Raw genomic sequence first — 18,717 nt, 5'->3', positions numbered from 1 at the left:
GATGCGAGTGCTGGCTGTGGGGGGATTGAGTTAAAGTGAATGAGGATATTATTGGATGGGATTACCTACTGTACTCGATCGCCAAGTTTGGGAATATGCTCGTCAGCCTAACTATAATTTAAGTAGCTGACAACTCAAGTTAACTTATGCCTGCTAAAGATATCTACCACAACGAAGTTAAAAATGCCTTACTCAAAGACGGTTGGACAATTACGGCCGATCCATACTTTATTAAATATGAGGATGCCGAGTTATCTGCGGATTTAGCAGCAGAAAAGCCGATTGCAGCACAACGTCAGGGACAAAAGATAGTTGTTGAAATTAAGAGCTTTGTTGGGCGATCGCTAATGTATGATTTTCACAGCGCACTCGGTCAATATATGGTCTACAGAAATCTCATTCAACTCACAGAGCCAGAATACAAGCTATATTTAGCAATTGACGATCTTGTATATAAAAACTTTTTTCAACGCAAGTCCATACAATTAATTACTAATGAAAATAAGCTGTTGTTAATAGTAGTTGAAATGGAAAAGGAGGAAATTCTGCAATGGATCGACTAAAATACTATCGGAGTACGATCGAAAAAATATTGACTGAATATTATGAACTCGGTGTCAAGGGAGGGATGGCGCTAGATGAATTAGAGACAGACAGCCGCCTTGCATTTGACGAAAAACGAGATCAATATCTGTGGTTTCGCTCTGGTTGGGAGGAAAAAAAACGCCTCTGCCACATTACGATGTATCTTCGTATTAAAGATGGCAAAATTTGGGTTGAAGAAGATTGGACAGATTTGTGTGTAGTTGATGATTTACTAGCAGCAGGAATTCCTAAGAGCGATATTGTTTTAGGGTTTCACAATCCCTATAAACGGAAATTTACGGAGTTTGCTGTTGGTTGATGCAATAAGTGCGATCGTCCGAGAGGAGAATCTGCGGGGCGATCGCTATCTTCTGATGCTAAAATTGAGAACAGTAGCTAAATCTCACGCAACAGGATATTTTGGCTTGTTTGAGTTTTTCGTAAGAGGTAAATATGTCAATAAGCGCGATCGACATTGGCACGCTGGTTGTCAGTACGCCTGAAACCTGTGGAGGGCGGCCCCGAATTGCGGGAACCAGAATTTCTATTGCTCAAATTGCCGTTTGGAATAAACAAGGACTGAGTGTAGAAGAAATACTCGAAGAGATTCCCTATTTAAATTTGGCACAAGTCTATGCAGCCTTATCTTACTATCACGCTAACCGCAATGAAATTGAGGCAGATTTAGCCGCAGAATTAGCTGAATATCAGCGATTGGAAGCCGAACATAGGGCGGGGAATCTTTAATGAGCCAGATTCGTTTGTATTTGGATGAGGATACGCTTAGAAAAGCATTCGTGCAAGCTCTGCGAGAGAATCGGGTTGATGTGGTGACTGTCTCAGATGCCAATAATTTAGGGCGTATAGATGAGGAACAACTGATATGGGCAACAGAGCAAGCTCGAGTTATTTATACTTTTAATAGTCGAGATTTCTGTCGGCTGCACGGGAGCTTTCTCGCGGTAGGTGGGAGTCATGCGGGCATTATTGTTGCACCGCGACAAAGTTACTCTGTAGGCGAACAGTTGCGCGGTTTGTTGAATTTGATTGGTAGCAAGTCGGCTGAGGAAATGATGAATCAACTGGAATTTTTAGGAACTTACATTAGTTATGAATAAAAGTATCTAAGTCAGTGGTTGTAACTATCCCTGCCTTTGTGCTAGATTTTTATCCAATTCCGTAAAATTTTTGTCAGGGCCATCGCCACAGCATCGTAATGAAAAAATAGCCACTATCTCCCTGCGTAAAGTCATGCCCAAAGACTTCTCTGGTAAAAATCTCCGAGGCCACAATTTCAAAGGTCAAAACCTCACAGGTGCAAACTTCAGCTATGCAGACATCCGAGGTGCAAACTTCACCAATGCCATCCTCAGAGAAGCTGACTTCATCGGTGCCAAAGCCGGACTGCAACGCCGCTGGACAATTTTTCTAGTAACTATCTCGCTATTTCTATCGGTAATATCGGGATTGATGTCAGCCCTTGCTAGTTTTTGGGTAGCATTTTTTTTCACTCCAGATAACATCAAACATTACACCATTATTCCCGGTGTGATTGTGTTGATAGTTTTGGCAATCTTCTTTATAGCTACTATCCGCCAAGGTATAGGGGCAGGGGCAGTGGCAGTGGCAGGGGCAGTGGCAGTGGCAGGGGCAGTGGCAGTGGCAGGGGCAGCGGCAGTGGCAGCGGCAGGGGCAGTGGCAGCGGCAGCGGCAGCGGCAGCGGCAGCGGCAGGGGCAGTTGCAGGAGCAGCGGCAGGGGCAGCGGCAGTGGCAGCGGCAGGGGCAGCGGCAGGGGCAGCGGCAGTTGCAGGGGCAGCGGCAGTTGCAGCGGTCGTGGCAGGGGCAGGGGCAGCGGCAGTGGCAGCGGTCGTGGCAGTGGCAGCGGCAGGGGCAGCGGCAGCGGCAGGGGCAGTGGCAGCGGCAGGGGCAGTGGCAGCGGCAGGGGCAGCGGCAGTGGCAGGGGCAGTGGCAGCGGCAGCGACAGCGGCAGGACTAGGTATTTACGTTGCTTGGCGTGCCCTGGCTGGGGATGAGAAACAGGCCTTGATTCGCACCATTGCCATTGCCATTGCCGCTACAGGTGGCACTAGCTTTCGCAATGCCGATTTAACTGATGCCAATTTCACTGAGGCAACCCTCAAAAGTACAGATTTTAGAACCGCCAATCTCACTCGCACTTGCTTCCGCAATACAGAAAAACTCGATCGCGCGCGAGTCGGTAAATCGATATTAGCTGATACTCTCGTCCGAGAATTACTTGTCACTGGCAATGGCTACAAAAAATCATATTTCGGTGCGAATCTCCAAGGCGCAAACCTGACAGGCGATGTTGATCTCAGCTATGCTAATCTCAAGCAGGCTAACCTCAGCGAAGCAACTTTGCATCAAGCTAATTTGGAATTCGCAAACCTGGCTGAAACTCAAGCCGTGGCAACAGATTTTACAGCAGCTTATTTTACAGGTGCTTGTTTGGAAGCTTGGAACATTGACGCTAATACAAAGCTCGATCGCGTTGACTGTCGGTTTGTTTATCTTCTAGAATATCCCCAACCGGGAACTGGCGATCGCGAACGCCGCCCTCACCACATCAGTAAATGTTTTGAACCGGGCGATTTCGAGAAACTTTATAAAAAGATTTTGACCACCGTGCAAATCCTGCTCAAAGATGGGATTAACCCCGAAGCTTTTACCGCCGCTTTTCAGAAGTTAATGCGAGATTTTCCAGACATTACACGGGAGTCAATTCAAGGAGTTGAGAAGAAAGAAAACGATGTTTTACTGACTCTCAAAGTTCCCGAAGGAACGGATAAGGGTAAAGTTGAGCAAATTTGGGACGAAGTTTATCAAGCAAGGCTAGAAGCTCAAAGGCAAGCCGATCAATTAAAATCTAAAGATGAAATTATTGCAATAGAAAGACATCACTACCGTGTCTTTCAAGACTTTGTGAGAGGAGTGTTTAGTCAATATTTGGCAAATCCTTCAACCGTGCCTCAGCCATCGAACCCTATAATTAACATTAACAATCAATCTACAGCAGAGAATAAAGTCGCCAGCGACAACATCGACCAAAGTCGCAAAGCTGAAATTTCAGGAGGAACGGTTAACGCTACCGGTGCCGGAGCTTTAAGTTTAGGAGATAATGACGGTACGACAGCCAACACGATCGAGGAGTTGCCCGATCCAGCGGTTAGCGCAGCCCTCGAAGACGATCGCCCTTCCTGACAAAGTGAGTAATGCTATAATTTTAATCAAACTCTGGTAACAGCGGAAATCAAAGCGATGAGCGTATCAGTAGGTTCAGAAAAACCGGAATTTAAAGAATTACTGCTGCAATTGCAAGCTGCCATTGCGAATGAAAACACAGAATTGTCAATCCAGAGTATAGAAAATCCCGAAAAGGGAGTAATTGCGATCTTTGTCAATGCTTTGACAGATGAGAAGCAATCTATAATTTATCACGAGTTAAAGCAAAACTACGAACAGCTATTAAAGGCTATTGAAGATAAATATCAAGCTGAATTACGAGCCAAAGATTGCGAAATTGCCTTGTACCGTCAAGAGATAGCTATTTCCGAAGCAGTTTCTGAAAGTTTAACAGAGCTTGAAACCGATGCTCATTCCAGTCAGGAAGATGAGTCGATCGCCGAATCAGAGGATGTGGAGTCACTAAGGGCGATCGCCCAAAAATACAAGGCAGAATTAAAATATAAAGATGAGGAAATCGCTTTATATCGCCAGCAAATAGCTGAAATGAGAGAACTAACAGAGATGTTAGCTAAACAACCACTCTCGATTAATATTATTCCGGAGGATAAGTAAGCATAAACTCTGAGCCAAACCATGCAAAGTGACGAAAGTCTTACTCGAATCATTCAGGCAAAAGTAAAAATATGACAATTTATGATGTCACATTGCAAGTGGAAAATGAAGGCACGGAACTTACTATCCAGAGTATTGAAGATAAAGGCGATGGAGTGATTGTTGTCAAAGTTAGTGTACCACCTGATGCTAATAAGCAGGATATTCATAATATGAGTAATAGCAACTTAAATTTCACTGAGGAAAGTTTCGATGATTCTGCATTATTGCAGTTAGATGAAATCAGCAGCAAACTTATCACTAATATTAATCAGTTGCCTCACTCACCTGGGCTGTTTCAATTAGTTATAGATCAATTGTTAAAATACTACCAACTTTCAATAAAAGCAGTCGAAGAAAGATATCAAGCCGAACTTAAAGCAAAAGATGCTCAAATAGAGACGTATCGTGAGGAAATAGCTTTTTTGAGAGAACTGACTGTCAAGTTAGCTAAAAATCCGATCGTGATTAATTCCAGCCAAGACAACAAGCCAGAATAAATTTCTTTTTAGTTTATGTCAAATGAGGAAGAACTGCTCGGCTGAAACAAAAGTGTGAAGCAAAAATTAGAGAATTAAAGCAAAGACACAAATTAGAAATTGCTGTTAAAGACAAGCAAATTCAAGACTGTCGCCAAGAAATCGCTGTTAAAGACAAGCAAATTCAAGACTGTCGCCAAGAAATCGCTGTTAAAGACAAGCAAATTCAAGGCTGTCGCCAAGAAACTGCTGTTAAAGACAGTAAAATCCAAGACTATCGCGAACAAATCAAATATTTAAGAAAACTTAATATGGCTTTCGCAGAAAGAGTAATCTATAATAATATAGAAGTGAACACCACATCAGAGAGTAAAGCTATGAGTGACCAAATCGACCAAAGTCGCAAAATAGAAATTACAGGTGGAACCGTTACGGCTAGCGGTGCAGGAGCATTAAGTTTAGGTGATATCAGCGGTACAGTTGCCAATACAATTAATCAATTATCTGATTCTGCTAAACCAGATGAACCGGGAATCAAAGAATTATTGACTGAGTTACAAACTGCGATCGAGGCGGAAACTAATTTATCTGATGATGATAAAGCTGAAGCCTTGGAACAGGTAAAAGCTTTGGCAGAAGTAGGGAAAAATCCCCAAGAAAGCACAATGCACAAGGCGGGGAAAACGGCAATGAAGATTCTGAAAGGGACTATTGCTGGTTTACCTAGTGCGGCGACATTGGTGGAAGCTTGCAGTAAATTGTTGCCCGCGATCGCAAGTCTCTTACTTCTACCTTAAAATCTAATATTAAATAAGCTGAATCGCATCTAATTTGTATGTTTAGGGCGGGCGAGACACCCCACGGGGATTCTTCGCAACACTTGCGAATGACAACGTATTTTTAGGGCGGGCGAGACGCCCACCCCACGGAGATTCTTCGCTTCACTCAGGATGACAGCGCAGCTTACCGTCCAGATTTTCTCGGCGGTGTACCGTTAGCCCGCGAACGACGGATCAGTACGCTCATCACCTGCTTCGGATTGGCTGCACGTTGTACGGGGCTCCAATCGCCGACTTCGGCAAATCCTAGTCGGTACAAAGTGAGTATGGTTTCCCTGACACCCTTGGGCGAACCGACAACCGTTAACAGCACCACTTCCTGTTCCGATACTGCTGCTGAGTCGTCATTTGGGCGATCGTCCAAGTTCTCGTCAGGCACGAATTCCTGTGACATATTATGTTCTCCTGGTTTTGGGTTTTCTAGGAAAACCCAAAAACCTAGCCGCCCCGCTTCTCAACACATAGCAGGGCGGCTACAGAAAATGTTATGATTTCCCGTTAGCCTCCAGACTGCTCGTACCAGTTTGGCGGTTATGCTGTCCATTGCTGTTAGCGCAGCTTTGGGCAGTGCAACTAGATTTTTGGGCGACGCGGGCTGCCTCCTCTACAAGCAAGCAACCTCTCACTTCAAAGCGTAGCCGCAGATGGGGGCCGCCGTCAATCGATTTTAGATTTTAGATTTTAGATTTTAGATTTTGGATTTTGGATTGAAGAATTTATCCCCGGACTAATCTGGGGACTTTGGGGGTTTTGATTGGGGATTGGCGGGTTTTGGGCGATCGCATCAATTCAACTCACAAAACGATCGCCTTTTCAACTTACCAACTACAACGGCGATACTTTATCGCGTTCAATCTCCTCGTGGGGAGTTGTTTTGCCGTTCAAAATTGTGCCATCCTCGGGCGGATTTTGCGGGCGATCGCGTTTCTTAAAGCGATCGCGAGCCGAGACAATCACCACATACAGAACCGGCACCATAAACAAACTCAAGACAGTAGAAACAACCATCCCCCCTGCGATCGCATTCCCTAGCGATCGACGACTCGCCGCCCCCGCACCTTCCGGGTTAACCAAAGGAGCAATACCCAAAATGAAAGCTAGAGAAGTCATCAAAATCGGTCGTAAACGCTCTTGAGCAGCTTCAACTGCCGCCTTAGCAATTGGATATCCCCGCTCCCGCAACTGGTTCGCAAACTCCACGATTAAAATCGCATTTTTACTCGCCAATCCAATCAACATCACCAAACCAATCTGGCAATAAACATCATTCGCCAAACCCCGCAACGACTGAGCTAAAAGTGCACCCAAAAGCGCCAGAGGCACCGATAGCAAAATAATGAAAGGATCGACATAATTTTCGTACTGAGCCGCCAACACCAAGAACACAAAAATCAGCCCCAAACCAAAAATAATCGGTGCTTGACCCCCCGATTCAATTTCTTCTAAAGAACTCCCCGACCATTCATAGCCAAAACCCGAGGGCAACACTTGAGCCGACACCTTTTCCATCGATTTTAGCGCCTGTCCAGAACTCGCTCCCGGAGCCGGAGAGCCAGTAATTTCAATTGACCTATATAAATTGTAGTGGTTAACAGTTTGTGCTCCCACCACCGGAGTGATCTTCACCAAATTGCTCAAAGAAACCATTTCATTCTTTCCAGAACGCACATACAATTTTCCAATATCTTCAGGGTTATCACGAAACTGTTTATCCGCCTGAACATACACCCGATAATTGCGCTGCTGGAGGTTAAAATCGTTCACATACTGAGCACCCAGAGCCGTTTGTAACGTACTGAAAACATCATTGATGGGAATATCTAGAGCCTTAGCTCGATTGCGGTCAACCTCCACAATTAACTGAGGCGTATTCGCAGCAAACGTACTAAAGACCGCTTGCAATCCCGGTGTCTGATTTGCCTGCTTTAAAATCCCGCCCATAGTCTGGACTAAGCCATCTAAACCGCTGTTACCTTTGCGGTCTTGCAATTGAAATTGGAAACCCCCAAATTGACCTAAACCTTGAATAGCCGGCGGATTCACAGGGAAAATTCTCGCTTCTGGAATTGCGAAAAACTTACCCCGCAACTTACCAATAATCGCTTGTACAGTTTGATCTTCTCCGTGACGTTCTTCCCAGGCTTTCAGTGTAGTAAATATAATGCCTTGATTAGAAGTGCTACCGCTAAAACCAAATCCACCCACTGAAAAAGTCCCGACAACTTCAGGAAGTTTGAGGATTTCTGCTTCTACTTGATCCATTACTTTCTGAGTGTATTGCAGCGAAACACCTTGGGGCCCTTGAATAATTGTCATAAAATAGCCCTGGTCTTCTTCCGGGATAAACGCTGTGGGTACTGACAAATAAAGCCAAGCCGTTACTCCCAGAGAACCGATGAACACGAGGGTGACAATAGTCTTAATTCCTGTGAGAAATATTAAGGATTTCCCATATTGCCGCTGTACCCAATTGAGAACTCCATTAAAACGGTCAAAAACCCAACCTAGCGGGCCCCCAAACTTCGGTCCTCGACGCAGTAATATAGCTGAAAGTGAGGGGGTGAGAGTAATAGCAATAAAGGTAGAAAGCAGAACTGAAAAAGCAATTGTCAGCGCAAATTGTTTATAAAGCGCTCCTGTAGTTCCAGGGAAAAATGCCACGGGCACGAACACTGCCATCAACACTAAAGAAGTCGCAATTACAGCGCTAAAAAGCTCCCGCATTGACTCAAAAGCCGCTTCGCGGGCATTCATCCCTTGGCGGATCAGGCGGTCAATATTTTCTACTACAATGATAGCGTCATCAACCACTAATCCCGTCGCTAATGTCAGACCAAACAGAGATAAACTGTTAATCGTAAATCCGAAAACTTTGATAAAGGCAAACGTCCCAATCAAAGAAACTGGAATTGCGATGATAGGAATAATAGTTGTGCGCCAGTCTTGCAAGAAAACAAAAATAACTATCACCACTAGCAAGACTGCTTCAAATAATGTCTTGACTACTTCTGCCATCGACTCTTCTACAAACAAAGTCGTGTCCAGCGCTACTCTATGTAGCAACCCCGGAGGGAAAGCAACCGCTAGTTTTTCCATTTCTGTTTTGACGGCATGGGCAACATTCAAAGCATTACTTCCAGGCAGTTGGTAAATCCCTAAACCTACTGCATCATTGCCTCGAAATCGCAGAAATGAGCTGTAATTCTCTGCCCCTAGTTCTGCTCTCCCCACATCTTTTAATTTAACTAACGTTCCATTGGTCTCTGTTTTGAGGACGATTTCTTCAAATTCTGCTGGTTCTTTGAGGCGACTTTCAGCACGCAAGTCAATTTGATACATTTGTCCTTTGGGAGCAGGTTCTTGGCCAACTCTCCCAGCACCCACTTGCAAGTTTTGTTCGTTGAGAGCCCTCGTTACATCTTGCATTGTGAGACGGCGAGCTGCTAATTTATTGGGGTCTATCCATAAACGCATTGCATAGCGTCTTTCCCCAAAAATTCGCACGTCGCCAACACCTTTTACCCGCTTTAAAGCATCGGCTAAATATAGGTCAGCGTAGTTGCTTAAAAATATGGTGTCGTATTCTTTATTTTCTGTAAATAAACCGATCGCTAATAGGAGACTTGTAGATTGTTTGGTAACTCTAACTCCTGTGCGTTGTACGGCATCTGGTAGTTGTGGCTGAGCAACTGCAACTCGATTTTGAACATCGACGCCGGCAATGTCTTTGTTGCGCGATGAATCAAAGGTAGCTGTAATGGTGCTGGTGCCATCGTTACTACTACTGGAAGTTAGATATTTTAGTCCTTCAACGCCGTTGATTTGCCTTTCTAGGATGTTGGTAACTGCATTTTCGACAATTTCAGCACTCGCCCCGCTATAGTTAGCTGTGACGTTAATTTGGGTAGGGCTGATGTCGGGGAAGCGCTCGATAGGCAGGCTGGGAATGCTGATTGCGCCTACCAAAATAATAATTAAAGCGCAGACGCTAGCAAATACTGGTCGTTTAATAAAGAAATCTGCAAACATAATTTTGTTAATTGCTAATTCCTAATTCCTAATTCCTAATTGCACTTCTGTCAAAAAATCAAATAGCCCTTTTTAATAGCTGAGCCATCAAGTAGTTTCAGATTTGGTATGTAGTTGCGCTTCAGCGCTCTTAATTCGCCTTTTAAGAGCGCTGAAGCGCAACTACGTACCTTATTTTTTGCTTTCTACTGGTAATTTTTCCCCGGCTCCTTTCCCTTCTTCTTGAGCCATAATGGGAGCGCCATCTGTCAGGTTAAGGATGCCTGCGGTAACAATTTTTTCCCCGGCTTGCAAACCTTCGATAACTTGATAATTATTCCCCTCAATGGCTCCCAATTTCACGGACTTTTGTCGCGCTACTAAAGGTGGCATTCCAGGTTTTGGCTGTTCGGGCTTTTGAGCTGTGAAGACAAAAGTTTCTCCACCTAAGCGAGTGACTGCTGTTACTGGAACTAAAATTCCGGGGTTCTGTTTCCAGATGACTTTAGCTTTTACAAACTGGAGATTAAGCAGTTCGCCGGTGGGGTTGGCAAAGGTGGCTTTAGCTAAAATAGTTTGGGAATTGGCGCTGACGTTGGGGGAGATAAAACTGATTTGACCTTGGGCGATCGCCTTACCTTGAGCGTCGAGCATTTGTACTGGCAGCCCTAAGCGTAATTGAGGCATCCGTTCCAAAGGAATTGATAACCGCAAGTCTAGCAATTGGTTCTCAGTCAGGGTGGCAATGGCGTTACCTTTTTGCAAGTAATCACCTACTTTCACTGGTATGTCGCCGATGACTCCCGCGAAGGGCGCGATGACAGCAGTTTCTTGCAGTTGTACTTCAAAGCCGCGCACTTGAGCGGCGGCCTCGGCAACTTGCGCTTGGGCTTGATCGAGCTGTTCTTGGCGCGTACCGTTGGCTAACTGCGCTAATCTGCTCTTGGCTTGTGCGACTTCTGCTTCGGCTTTGGCTATTTCCTCTGGGCGCGAACCGTTTTGCAATTGCCGCAAAGCTTCCCGCTGCTGTTGCAAAGCTGCTGTCCGTCTCTCGATCTCGGCTTGTCTGTTCTTTTGCCGCTGCTCGAACCGCCTTTGAGCTTCTCGGAGATTGGCTTTGGCCGTGCCTGCTTTTTGGGTGTATTGTTCGAGGGTGTTCGCGGATTCTGCGCCTTCTTTTGCCAATGCTTGATATCTGGCAAGCTGCTGGGTGGCTAACTTTGCTTCGGCTGTGCTTGCTTCTATTTGCGCTCTTGCTTGGGCGATGTCTTCTAAGAGGCTACCTGTTTGGGCGTCGGCGAGGTCAGCTTCAGCTTGGCTAACGCGGGCTTGGGCTTGACCAATTTCTTCTGGCCGAGAGCCCGATCGCAGTTGGGCTAGGTTGGCTTGGGCTTGGGCGACTTGGGCTTGAGCTTGGGCGATTTCTTCGGGCCTGGTTCCTGCTTGCAATTCTGCTAAATGGGATTGAGCGCGAATCAGGTTGGCTTGGGATTGCCTCAAGTCAGCTTGGGCGCTGTCGCTTTTCATGCGGGCGATGGCTTGCCCTTTGTTGATGAAGTCCCCGGATTTGACAAAAATCTCCGTGACTAACCCTTCTGCTTCGGGTTTGATTTCTACCGAACGCTTCGCTTCTAAGCTGCTGACAAATTCCGAGGCTTCTTGGACTGAACTGGTTTCTACGGCTGCCAGCTTGACTGGTATGCCTTTGGGTTGGGCTGCTGCTGCCGGTTGCTGTGCGCGATTATGACCCGATTGCCACGAGTACCAGCCGAAACCTGCTGCGCCTGTGGCGATCGCGATCGCGGCAATTAGGGGCCAGCGCGATCGCGGTTTAGCAACAGGTTCGGGGCGATCGGCAACGGCTGCAAAATCCTCTGGTCGATCGCTGTCTGCATCGGTTGGGTGCAGTTCCGGTTTAGCAACAGGTTGGGGGCGATCGGCAACGGGGGCCAAATCCTGCGGTCGATCGCTGTCTGCATCGGTTGGGTGAAGTTCCGGTGTGGCAGATTTTTGCTCTTGGGCTTCAACCACAGATTCTGGGGATTTAGAATAACTCATTGGCAGCACCACTTAGATTTTTTTTTAACGTCTGACTTACTGAGACTTTGGCGGAATCTTTGATCCCCGGGCGTCGCCCTGAAAAAAGGGGGAATAAGGACAAGCGCTTTTAAACAGGATGGAATCTGGAAAGTCCCTTTTTAATGGGGTTGGGGTATGTGAAGCGCTTTAGTCTGCCGATCGCAGTTAGCCAAGCCTGGGGGTGATTATTTTTAGGAAAGCTTTTTGTTATCTCTCAAAAGTTACGATCGGCAGGGAAGATTACACATCCTTCTTATGACTCACCTGAGTGGGTGAGTTGCAAGGATTTTCCCTTGGAGTCGGCGGATTCAGCGGAGGTTGGGGACTCACGCACTCCGGCGATCGCGCTTTTTTCCTTGGCTAGTTGCTCGGTTAACCACTCTATCTCTGACGCCAGCACTGACTTGCAGCGATCGCGAGAGGCGAATTGATAGTCGTCGGTTAGTGGATATTCGCTCTTGAGGCTTTCGATGTAGTCTTGCCGGGTGTAACAGGCTCGCAAGCGGTGTTCCAACAATTTCATCCGTTCTGCAGGTTCTAAGTCGCCAAAAAAGAAAAACTTGATTTGGAACCGGGAACCACTGTTAACCCAGCTTTCTTGAGGGTGTTCGAGCATTTTTTGCCGCCACAGTTCGCGCCCTTTGGCGGTAATTCCGTAGATTTTGCGCGGACAGCCCGCATCTCCGGCTTCTTCGGCAATTACCGAAATCTCCCCTCGCTCTTCCAAGCGCTTCAGCAGCGGGTAAATCGCTCCATAGTTGACGCTGATGCAACTGCTCATAAACAGCTCCAGTTTTTGCTTTAGCCGATAGCCGTGCAGGGGTTGCAACTGTAGCAGCCCAAGGGCTGATAATTCAAGCATTTATATCAATTTGATATTATAGTCTGCATTATATCACTATATCGGACTCAAGGGTGATCGGGTAAATAGCTAGTTTTAAAGAAATTTTAAATCAAAATACACATTTAATAATATTTGTCAATACCCTTAAGAAGTATTGTTTTAGGATCGAGATAGGGCGATCGCTTTGTATTATAGAACACATTTGAGATATAAACAGAGTGCTGATTTACCTCGATTCCGGTCAGAGGAACGGCAGCATCTCATTTTTGACACAAGTCAGATGCTGCCTGGTCTTTGATGTCTCCGAAGTGGTTTAATAGACTCTGCTCAATAGCTCGGATTTCTGCCACATCTATCACGTTCCAGTTGCCATATTCTTTGGGCAGCAAACGCCACGTTCGAGCCACTGCGAACTATCCAAAACACCGCTTCCACAAACCAATTCGTCTTGCCTTCCTCGCCAGTATGTATCCGTGGAAATTACACCAAATATTCGTAGAGCTTCGTCCACCTAGTAGCCCTGATGCGTTTCGTGTAACTCACAGGCACCTCCCTGACATTATTAGGAGGTATACCACTAATCTCTTAAAAATTTACAACAGAACCTAGCAATTAGATGCAAGATGTAAGTAAGGGCGTTTCCCTATTTTCATATCCCAATTCATTTGTTAATTGGCGAATTGATTTTTGATTGATAACTGGCAGGATTAGGGATTTACGATTAAGCCATCTAGTTTCATCTGCTGGGACTGAACACATCACTGGCTGCATTTCGTCAACAACTTTTTTGAGATCGTTATCTTCGCCAATTCCGATAAATTCCAAAATTCTACCAATTGTCAGTAGACGCTGTTGGGAAGATGAGATAATATCTTCAAATTTAACTCTCAAAATGTTATTTGCTTTCTCTTGTGCTAAACTTTCTAAAATTACCTGATGTGGACTAGACCACTGAAAGCCACAAACATATTCTAAAGGTTGGTTTATCACCTTTTTCCATTGGGGCGGGAGTTCATAGTTCCACCAATGTTTCCCCCATTCATAGAGATCAGAATATCCAGGGATTCCTAATTTAGCAATCCCCTCTAAATTATGAGTGAAAAATCCTCTGTCACTCCAGCCGTCATAGAGACCGTTAATACTTGTTGCGGGAAAACGAGTAAGATGAATGATTTTAAACTCGGCATTGGGAAACAGTTGCTTGAGTAGGGGAAGGCGAAAAGCATCAATTGAAGCTTTTAACAACCAAGGCTTGCTGCTAATTTCCTCTGAAGTTGGACAACGGCGGGGTTTGAGAACAATAAAAGGAGGCTCCTCAATACAAAAGTGGGGATTAGGCGGTGCTTTTGGATAACTAATATTTGGGAAGTGGGACTTTAATAAAGATGGTTTTATATCGTAGTAAAAAGGATTAAATCCTGGATAATAAATCAATAATAGTTTTAAGATGTCGATCGTAAAGCTAGATGAATTCCATGTTGAATGTTCGTGAAAGTATTGTCTACAAGCTTCTGCAATATACCATAACCACTCTTCGGCTGATATATCCAAGTGTGGCCATTGCATAGGTAGCCTTAAAGCCATAATTTGAGTAAATTTTTTCAATTCTTCCGGTCTCGAAATTACTTGTTCAGAACCTACACCAACAGATGATAAAAAATCCCGTGAAAAATTATTTAAGTCTGACTTACTTATCTTGGGATTTTCCAGAAAATCTGATTGAAAGTTGCGAAACGGAAAACTGTAGCCATTAAGTTTGTAATAAGTGGTATGTTCTCCATTAAGCGAGAGCAATTGTTCTGTCTGACTGAGGAGATGAAAAAGGAGACTACTCCCGCTACGTGGCGAGGAGAGAATAATGACTACTTTGCTAACATCTTGCAGACTTTTCTGATACCAGAGAGGTTGATTTATGTGCTGAAAAATTTCTTCTCTGACGGCTTTTGCGTAATCTAAATATTGACTGGTCATGGTTATACACATACAGGAAATTGTTTAAGTACAACTTATACCAGATTAGATGCTCTGAACCTGACACAGTTAGAGTCATTGATATTTATCCTACAACCCGAAATCAACGCCCGGTAATTACTTGAAATAGCCACCCAAAAAGCATCACACTCAAGAAAATCACGCCTCCGACAATTAACATCAAACCCAACAGCAATGCCGCCACAAATAGCCAATCGGCTTTTTTGCCTTGTTCAGGGGAACCTAAATGAGCATCCAGCAATTCTATATTTTTGACATTAGCTTTCCAAGCAACATCCAACAAGTCTCCGGCAACGGGTACAGTACCGGCAACTGTATCAAATACGATGTTAGCAGCCATTTGTACAAGAGTTTCTCGCGGTGCTCCGAGTTGCGCGGCTTTGAAGACTACGTAACCTGCAAAAATTGAACTGATTAAATCGCCGCCGCCCGGTATAAGTCCCAATATCGGATCGAGTCCGATGCGGTAACGGGTGCCGGGAATGGGAATTGCATTGTCAAGTAAGTGGCTGATTTGGCGGAGACGCCGCAAGGATGCAATGTGGGATTTGTTGGGAGGATTTGGGGAAGAATTTTGTATAGGAGAACGTGACATTTAATTACTCTCGATTGCGATATTATTGCTAGTTTATGATATTTACTGAAGCATATTTTAGTTTTGTCACTATGCCTCAAGCAAGATTTTTAGTAATTTTAGTCGATCGACGAACGCTGCGAATGCTGCTTCCACAATACACAAATACGGAGAAACCCGGTTTCTCTGCAAAACCGGGTTTCTTGTTTTAGGTGCGTGTTCTCAGTTTAACCGGGAAAGCCCGATCGCACGACTTGTTTATTTGCCTTCAGTGAAGTCGGCGTCAATTACGTCGTCGCCGCCGCCAGTGGGGCCGCCGTCTCCATAGCCACCAGGGCCGCCAGGGCCACCAGGGCCGTCAGTCGGGCCGCCTGCTTGCTGGTACAGGTTGCTGCTGACAGCGTAGAACGCTTGCTGCAACTCTGTTGTCAAGGTTTTGATGCGATCGTCATCTTCACTCTCGATCGCATCGCGCAAGTCTTTGATCAACCCTTCAACCTTAGTCTTGTCAGCAGCGGGAACTTTATCACCCAATTCTGCCAACTGCTTCTCAATTTGATAGGCTAAAGAATCGCCTTGGTTTTTGCGATCGATCTTTTCGCGACGTTCCTTGTCAGCAGAAGCATTCGATTCGGCTTCCTTCACCATGCGCTCGACTTCATTGCTGGGCAAAGTAGAAGCACCAGTAATGCTAATCGATTGCTCCTTGCCAGTACCTTTATCCTTAGCAGCTACATTCAAAATACCGTTAGCATCGATATCGAAAGTAACTTCAATTTGAGGTACGCCACGGGGGGCAGGAGGAACTCCATCTAAGCGGAAGGTTCCCAAATCCTTGTTATCATTGGCCATTTCTCGTTCGCCTTGCAAAACGTGAATTTCCACGTTTGTTTGGCCGTCTACAGCCGTCGAGAAAGTTTCCGACTTCTTGGTAGGAATAGTGGTGTTGCGGGGAATGATTTTGGTCATCACGCCGCCCAAGGTTTCGACGCCAAGAGAGAGCGGGGTAACGTCAAGCAACAAGATATCTTTGACTTCGCCGGAGAGTACGCCGGCTTGAATTGCTGCACCGACTGCGACCACTTCGTCCGGGTTTACCGTTTGGTTGGGGTCTTTGCCGAGGATTTTTTTGACCAGTTCTTGCACCGCAGGAATGCGTGTAGAACCGCCAACTAAGACGACTTCATTAATTGCAGATTTGTCTAATTTGGCGTCGCGGATCGCATTTTCGACGGGGATGCGAGAGCGATCGATCAAATCCGAGCACAGTTCTTCAAACTTGCCCCGCGTCAAAGTCGTGTCCAAGTGTTTTGGCCCGTCTTGAGTCGCGGTAATAAACGGCAGGTTGATTTCTGCTTGCGTAACGCTCGAAAGCTCAATCTTGGCTTTTTCTGCTGCTTCCGTCAGGCGTTGCAGTGCTTGTTTGTCTTTGCGGAGGTCAATTCCTTCGGCTCTTTGGAATTCATTAGCGATGAAATCGACGATTTTTTTGTCGAAGTCGTCACCGCCGAGGTGAGTGTCTCCACTTGTTGCGAGCACTTCAAATACGCCGTCGCCTACTTCTAGAATAGATACGTCGAAAGTACCGCCACCCAAGTCAAACACTAGGATAGTTTCGTTGGTCTTTTTATCTAATCCGTAAGCTAAAGCCGCTGCTGTAGGTTCGTTAATAATCCGCAGCACTTCAATCCCGGCAATTTTGCCAGCGTCTTTCGTAGCTTGGCGCTGGGAGTCGTTGAAGTAAGCGGGAACAGTAATTACTGCTTGGGTAACTGTTTCGCCGAGGTATTTGCTGGCGTCTTCTACCAGTTTGCGGAGAACTTGTGCAGAAATTTCTTCTGGGGCAAATTGCTTGCCACGGGCGGGACAGTCTAGTTTGAGGCTGTTGCCGACTTTGAGGACTTTGTATGAAACTTCAGTGGTTTCGTGGGTTACTTCATCAACCCGACGCCCGATAAACCGTTTTACTGAGTAAAAGGTGTTTTCGGCGTTCATCACGGCTTGACGCTTGGCGATTTGTCCGACAAGTTGATCGCCATTTTTAGCATATGCTACTACGGAAGGTGTGGTGCGACCCCCTTCGGCGTTGGCTATGACGGTGGGTTTGCCGCCTTCCATAACTGCGACGCAGGAGTTTGTCGTACCTAAGTCAATTCCAACTACTTTTCCCATAGGGGTGTTCCGGCTCCAATTTCTACAAAATTTTGGTGTTCTATCTGTGCGATAGTCTGGTTATTCAGGACTGCGATTTTACCTCGCGGTTTACGGGTAGTGAGTCCTGCTTTAATACAGTCTTCGATAGGGTGCTTATCTCTATACTGCGGGCGGTAGACCTTGCGATGAAGGGGTATTTACCGAACCTGTTGAGGGACGGTTGCATCCGTGAGGCTTGCACCGCTACAGCTTTCGACTGCTTTTGTTTACTCTTCCTAATGTACGGGGTGTGAGCGATTCGGGTATTGTGGCAAACCGTATACGTTGTGTTGTATTTGCCGTCTTATGTGTATAAATTTTGTTGGGCTGGTTCGGGCGATCGCTCGATCGGCTGCAAAATAAAAGTAAAATTTATCAGTTAGAGTCATGACTTAGAGAGCTACCAATGGGAGCATCTCATATTTGTAAAAACACTTCTTCTGGCTCCTTCCTTCTTCCTCTTTCCTTCTGCCTCCAGCCTCCTGCCTGCTGCCTCAAAACTTAGATTTCTACTTTGGCTGCAAAAGTGAGATGCTCCCGCTACCAATTTGCTGCGTGTTTAATTTTACTCATCAGAATAAAGAGTGAAAAATGAGTATCAAGAGACTCCAAGAAACCGCACTTTTTGTAAAATTCTTGAGCTGGTTCGTCTATAACATCTATTCTGAGGGCATAAATTTCCATATTTCGGGATAAATTGAGTGCATTCTCGAAGGCCTGACGTAGTAACCGCTTTCCCAAGCCTCTACCTTGCATCGATCGACTGCCTGTTTCCCAACAACATAGGAGGGGATAGCTGGGGAGATTGTCTCGCAACAAGTTAGCTGCTAGCTGGGTGCGATCGAGTAAATTAGCGCTGCAAGCATAATACCCTGCTATTGTCTAGTTATTTTCACCTGCTAAAGCTACAAAAGTTCTAGCAGTACCGAGCCGAGCGTTATGCTTTGCTTATCGTTTGAGATAGGCATCTAATTCTGTATTTTCCGAATGTAATGGGTCTTTTCTAAGACGGCTCGTACTTCGGTTTATATCTTCTAGACGGTTAATAGTTTAATTCACTTGCTTTACTGTTTTCTTTAATAATCTGCCAATAATGCGAGAAATCCTTCAGACGGTGCTGGCGGGTTTTCGATGACTGACAGTAAAAAGGCTCGATCGCGATCGGACAGTGCAGCAGGCGTATTATTATAACCCACATTCCGCAGATATTCACGCAGATTTAATTTCAAAGAAATTCAGAATTGCCAAAACCTCAAATGATTGCTA

At 45.5% G+C, this 18,717-nt stretch carries 19 protein-coding genes; 9 read left to right on the top strand and 10 right to left on the bottom strand.

Features of this window, described 5'->3' with window-relative positions; all coding sequences use genetic code 11:
• Positions 1-146: 146 nt before the first annotated feature.
• The 9 genes from QUA78_RS25770 to QUA78_RS25730 all read left to right on the top strand — a co-directional run bounded on the left by QUA78_RS25770 (position 147) and on the right by QUA78_RS25730 (position 5,719).
• Positions 147-563 carry a XisH family protein gene (locus tag QUA78_RS25770; protein WP_333303062.1) on the top strand — a complete coding sequence of 139 codons (417 nt, stop codon included), beginning with the start codon at positions 147-149 and terminating at the stop codon, positions 561-563.
• Entirely contained in the window at positions 551-904 is a 354-nt protein-coding gene (locus tag QUA78_RS25765; RefSeq protein WP_333303063.1) for a XisI protein, read from the top strand. The genes QUA78_RS25770 and QUA78_RS25765 overlap by 13 nt, the downstream gene beginning before the upstream one ends.
• Positions 897-1,088: a hypothetical protein gene (locus tag QUA78_RS25760; RefSeq protein WP_333303064.1), complete on the top strand. Its 192-nt coding sequence runs from the start codon at positions 897-899 to the stop codon at positions 1,086-1,088. Before QUA78_RS25765 ends, QUA78_RS25760 begins: the two co-directional genes overlap by 8 nt.
• Positions 1,039-1,332 (top strand): DUF433 domain-containing protein, encoded by a 294-nt coding sequence (locus QUA78_RS25755; RefSeq protein ID WP_333303065.1) that lies wholly within the window; start codon positions 1,039-1,041, stop codon positions 1,330-1,332. The genes QUA78_RS25760 and QUA78_RS25755 overlap by 50 nt, the downstream gene beginning before the upstream one ends.
• Complete coding sequence (locus QUA78_RS25750; protein WP_333303066.1) at positions 1,332-1,703, top strand: DUF5615 family PIN-like protein; 372 nt, start codon at positions 1,332-1,334, stop codon at positions 1,701-1,703. Before QUA78_RS25755 ends, QUA78_RS25750 begins: the two co-directional genes overlap by 1 nt.
• A gap of 133 nt (positions 1,704-1,836) precedes the next feature.
• Complete coding sequence (locus tag QUA78_RS25745) at positions 1,837-3,807, top strand: pentapeptide repeat-containing protein (RefSeq protein WP_333303067.1); 1,971 nt, start codon at positions 1,837-1,839, stop codon at positions 3,805-3,807.
• 57 nt (positions 3,808-3,864) lie between these two features.
• Positions 3,865-4,404 carry a hypothetical protein gene (locus QUA78_RS25740; protein WP_333303068.1) on the top strand — a complete coding sequence of 180 codons (540 nt, stop codon included), beginning with the start codon at positions 3,865-3,867 and terminating at the stop codon, positions 4,402-4,404.
• Between the two features lie 71 nt (positions 4,405-4,475).
• Positions 4,476-4,943 (top strand): hypothetical protein, encoded by a 468-nt coding sequence (locus QUA78_RS25735; RefSeq protein ID WP_333303069.1) that lies wholly within the window; start codon positions 4,476-4,478, stop codon positions 4,941-4,943.
• Positions 4,944-5,299: 356 nt separating this feature from the next.
• Positions 5,300-5,719, top strand: a complete 420-nt coding sequence (locus QUA78_RS25730) for a hypothetical protein (protein ID WP_333303070.1) — start codon at positions 5,300-5,302, stop codon at positions 5,717-5,719.
• Between the two features lie 166 nt (positions 5,720-5,885).
• Here the strand turns inward: QUA78_RS25730 and QUA78_RS25725 are convergent, their stop codons facing one another.
• From QUA78_RS25725 to QUA78_RS25685, 10 genes are all read right to left on the bottom strand, one after another.
• On the bottom strand, positions 5,886-6,155 hold the full coding sequence (locus tag QUA78_RS25725) for a hypothetical protein (RefSeq protein ID WP_333303071.1): 270 nt from the start codon (positions 6,153-6,155) through the stop codon (positions 5,886-5,888).
• Between the two features lie 431 nt (positions 6,156-6,586).
• Positions 6,587-9,790, bottom strand: coding sequence for an efflux RND transporter permease subunit (locus QUA78_RS25720; protein WP_333303072.1), 3,204 nt, complete (start codon positions 9,788-9,790; stop codon positions 6,587-6,589).
• 171 nt (positions 9,791-9,961) lie between these two features.
• Entirely contained in the window at positions 9,962-11,827 is a 1,866-nt protein-coding gene (locus tag QUA78_RS25715) for an efflux RND transporter periplasmic adaptor subunit (protein ID WP_333303073.1), read from the bottom strand.
• 274 nt (positions 11,828-12,101) lie between these two features.
• Positions 12,102-12,710 carry a PadR family transcriptional regulator gene (locus tag QUA78_RS25710; RefSeq protein ID WP_333303074.1) on the bottom strand — a complete coding sequence of 203 codons (609 nt, stop codon included), beginning with the start codon at positions 12,708-12,710 and terminating at the stop codon, positions 12,102-12,104.
• 242 nt (positions 12,711-12,952) lie between these two features.
• Positions 12,953-13,099 (bottom strand): hypothetical protein, encoded by a 147-nt coding sequence (locus QUA78_RS25705; RefSeq protein ID WP_333303075.1) that lies wholly within the window; start codon positions 13,097-13,099, stop codon positions 12,953-12,955.
• A gap of 205 nt (positions 13,100-13,304) precedes the next feature.
• Entirely contained in the window at positions 13,305-14,663 is a 1,359-nt protein-coding gene (locus QUA78_RS25700) for a hypothetical protein (RefSeq protein WP_333303076.1), read from the bottom strand.
• Between the two features lie 103 nt (positions 14,664-14,766).
• Positions 14,767-15,279 carry a DUF4112 domain-containing protein gene (locus QUA78_RS25695; protein WP_333303077.1) on the bottom strand — a complete coding sequence of 171 codons (513 nt, stop codon included), beginning with the start codon at positions 15,277-15,279 and terminating at the stop codon, positions 14,767-14,769.
• Positions 15,280-15,516: 237 nt separating this feature from the next.
• The gene (gene dnaK, locus QUA78_RS25690; protein ID WP_333303078.1) at positions 15,517-17,430 is read right to left on the bottom strand and encodes a molecular chaperone DnaK; all 1,914 of its coding nucleotides are present in this window, start codon (positions 17,428-17,430) and stop codon (positions 15,517-15,519) included.
• A gap of 561 nt (positions 17,431-17,991) precedes the next feature.
• Positions 17,992-18,207 carry a GNAT family N-acetyltransferase gene (locus QUA78_RS32975; RefSeq protein ID WP_445302371.1) on the bottom strand — a complete coding sequence of 72 codons (216 nt, stop codon included), beginning with the start codon at positions 18,205-18,207 and terminating at the stop codon, positions 17,992-17,994.
• Positions 18,208-18,527: 320 nt separating this feature from the next.
• Positions 18,528-18,680, bottom strand: a complete 153-nt coding sequence (locus QUA78_RS25685; protein WP_333303079.1) for a hypothetical protein — start codon at positions 18,678-18,680, stop codon at positions 18,528-18,530.
• Positions 18,681-18,717: the final 37 nt, after the last annotated feature.

The organism is Microcoleus sp. K4-B3 (assembly GCF_036704615.1).
Taxonomy (GTDB): domain Bacteria; phylum Cyanobacteriota; class Cyanobacteriia; order Cyanobacteriales; family Microcoleaceae; genus Microcoleus.
This window is presented reverse-complemented; position numbering and strand designations above follow the sequence as displayed.

Excerpts from the sequence above, each read along its gene's own strand:
- QUA78_RS25695 (WP_333303077.1), bottom strand. The coding sequence starts at position 15,279 with ATGTCACGTTCTCCTATACAAAATTCTTCCCCAAATCCTCCCAACAAA.
- QUA78_RS25770 (WP_333303062.1), top strand. The coding sequence starts at position 147 with ATGCCTGCTAAAGATATCTACCACAACGAAGTTAAAAATGCCTTACTC.
- QUA78_RS25710 (WP_333303074.1), bottom strand. The coding sequence starts at position 12,710 with ATGCTTGAATTATCAGCCCTTGGGCTGCTACAGTTGCAACCCCTGCAC.
- QUA78_RS25720 (WP_333303072.1), bottom strand. The coding sequence starts at position 9,790 with ATGTTTGCAGATTTCTTTATTAAACGACCAGTATTTGCTAGCGTCTGC.
- QUA78_RS25740 (WP_333303068.1), top strand. The coding sequence starts at position 3,865 with ATGAGCGTATCAGTAGGTTCAGAAAAACCGGAATTTAAAGAATTACTG.
- QUA78_RS25725 (WP_333303071.1), bottom strand. The coding sequence starts at position 6,155 with ATGTCACAGGAATTCGTGCCTGACGAGAACTTGGACGATCGCCCAAAT.
- QUA78_RS25735 (WP_333303069.1), top strand. The coding sequence starts at position 4,476 with ATGACAATTTATGATGTCACATTGCAAGTGGAAAATGAAGGCACGGAA.
- QUA78_RS25765 (WP_333303063.1), top strand. The coding sequence starts at position 551 with ATGGATCGACTAAAATACTATCGGAGTACGATCGAAAAAATATTGACT.
- QUA78_RS25700 (WP_333303076.1), bottom strand. The coding sequence starts at position 14,663 with ATGACCAGTCAATATTTAGATTACGCAAAAGCCGTCAGAGAAGAAATT.
- QUA78_RS25715 (WP_333303073.1), bottom strand. The coding sequence starts at position 11,827 with ATGAGTTATTCTAAATCCCCAGAATCTGTGGTTGAAGCCCAAGAGCAA.
- QUA78_RS25755 (WP_333303065.1), top strand. The coding sequence starts at position 1,039 with ATGTCAATAAGCGCGATCGACATTGGCACGCTGGTTGTCAGTACGCCT.
- dnaK (WP_333303078.1), bottom strand. The coding sequence starts at position 17,430 with ATGGGAAAAGTAGTTGGAATTGACTTAGGTACGACAAACTCCTGCGTC.
- QUA78_RS25745 (WP_333303067.1), top strand. The coding sequence starts at position 1,837 with ATGCCCAAAGACTTCTCTGGTAAAAATCTCCGAGGCCACAATTTCAAA.
- QUA78_RS32975 (WP_445302371.1), bottom strand. The coding sequence starts at position 18,207 with ATGCAAGGTAGAGGCTTGGGAAAGCGGTTACTACGTCAGGCCTTCGAG.
- QUA78_RS25730 (WP_333303070.1), top strand. The coding sequence starts at position 5,300 with ATGAGTGACCAAATCGACCAAAGTCGCAAAATAGAAATTACAGGTGGA.
- QUA78_RS25750 (WP_333303066.1), top strand. The coding sequence starts at position 1,332 with ATGAGCCAGATTCGTTTGTATTTGGATGAGGATACGCTTAGAAAAGCA.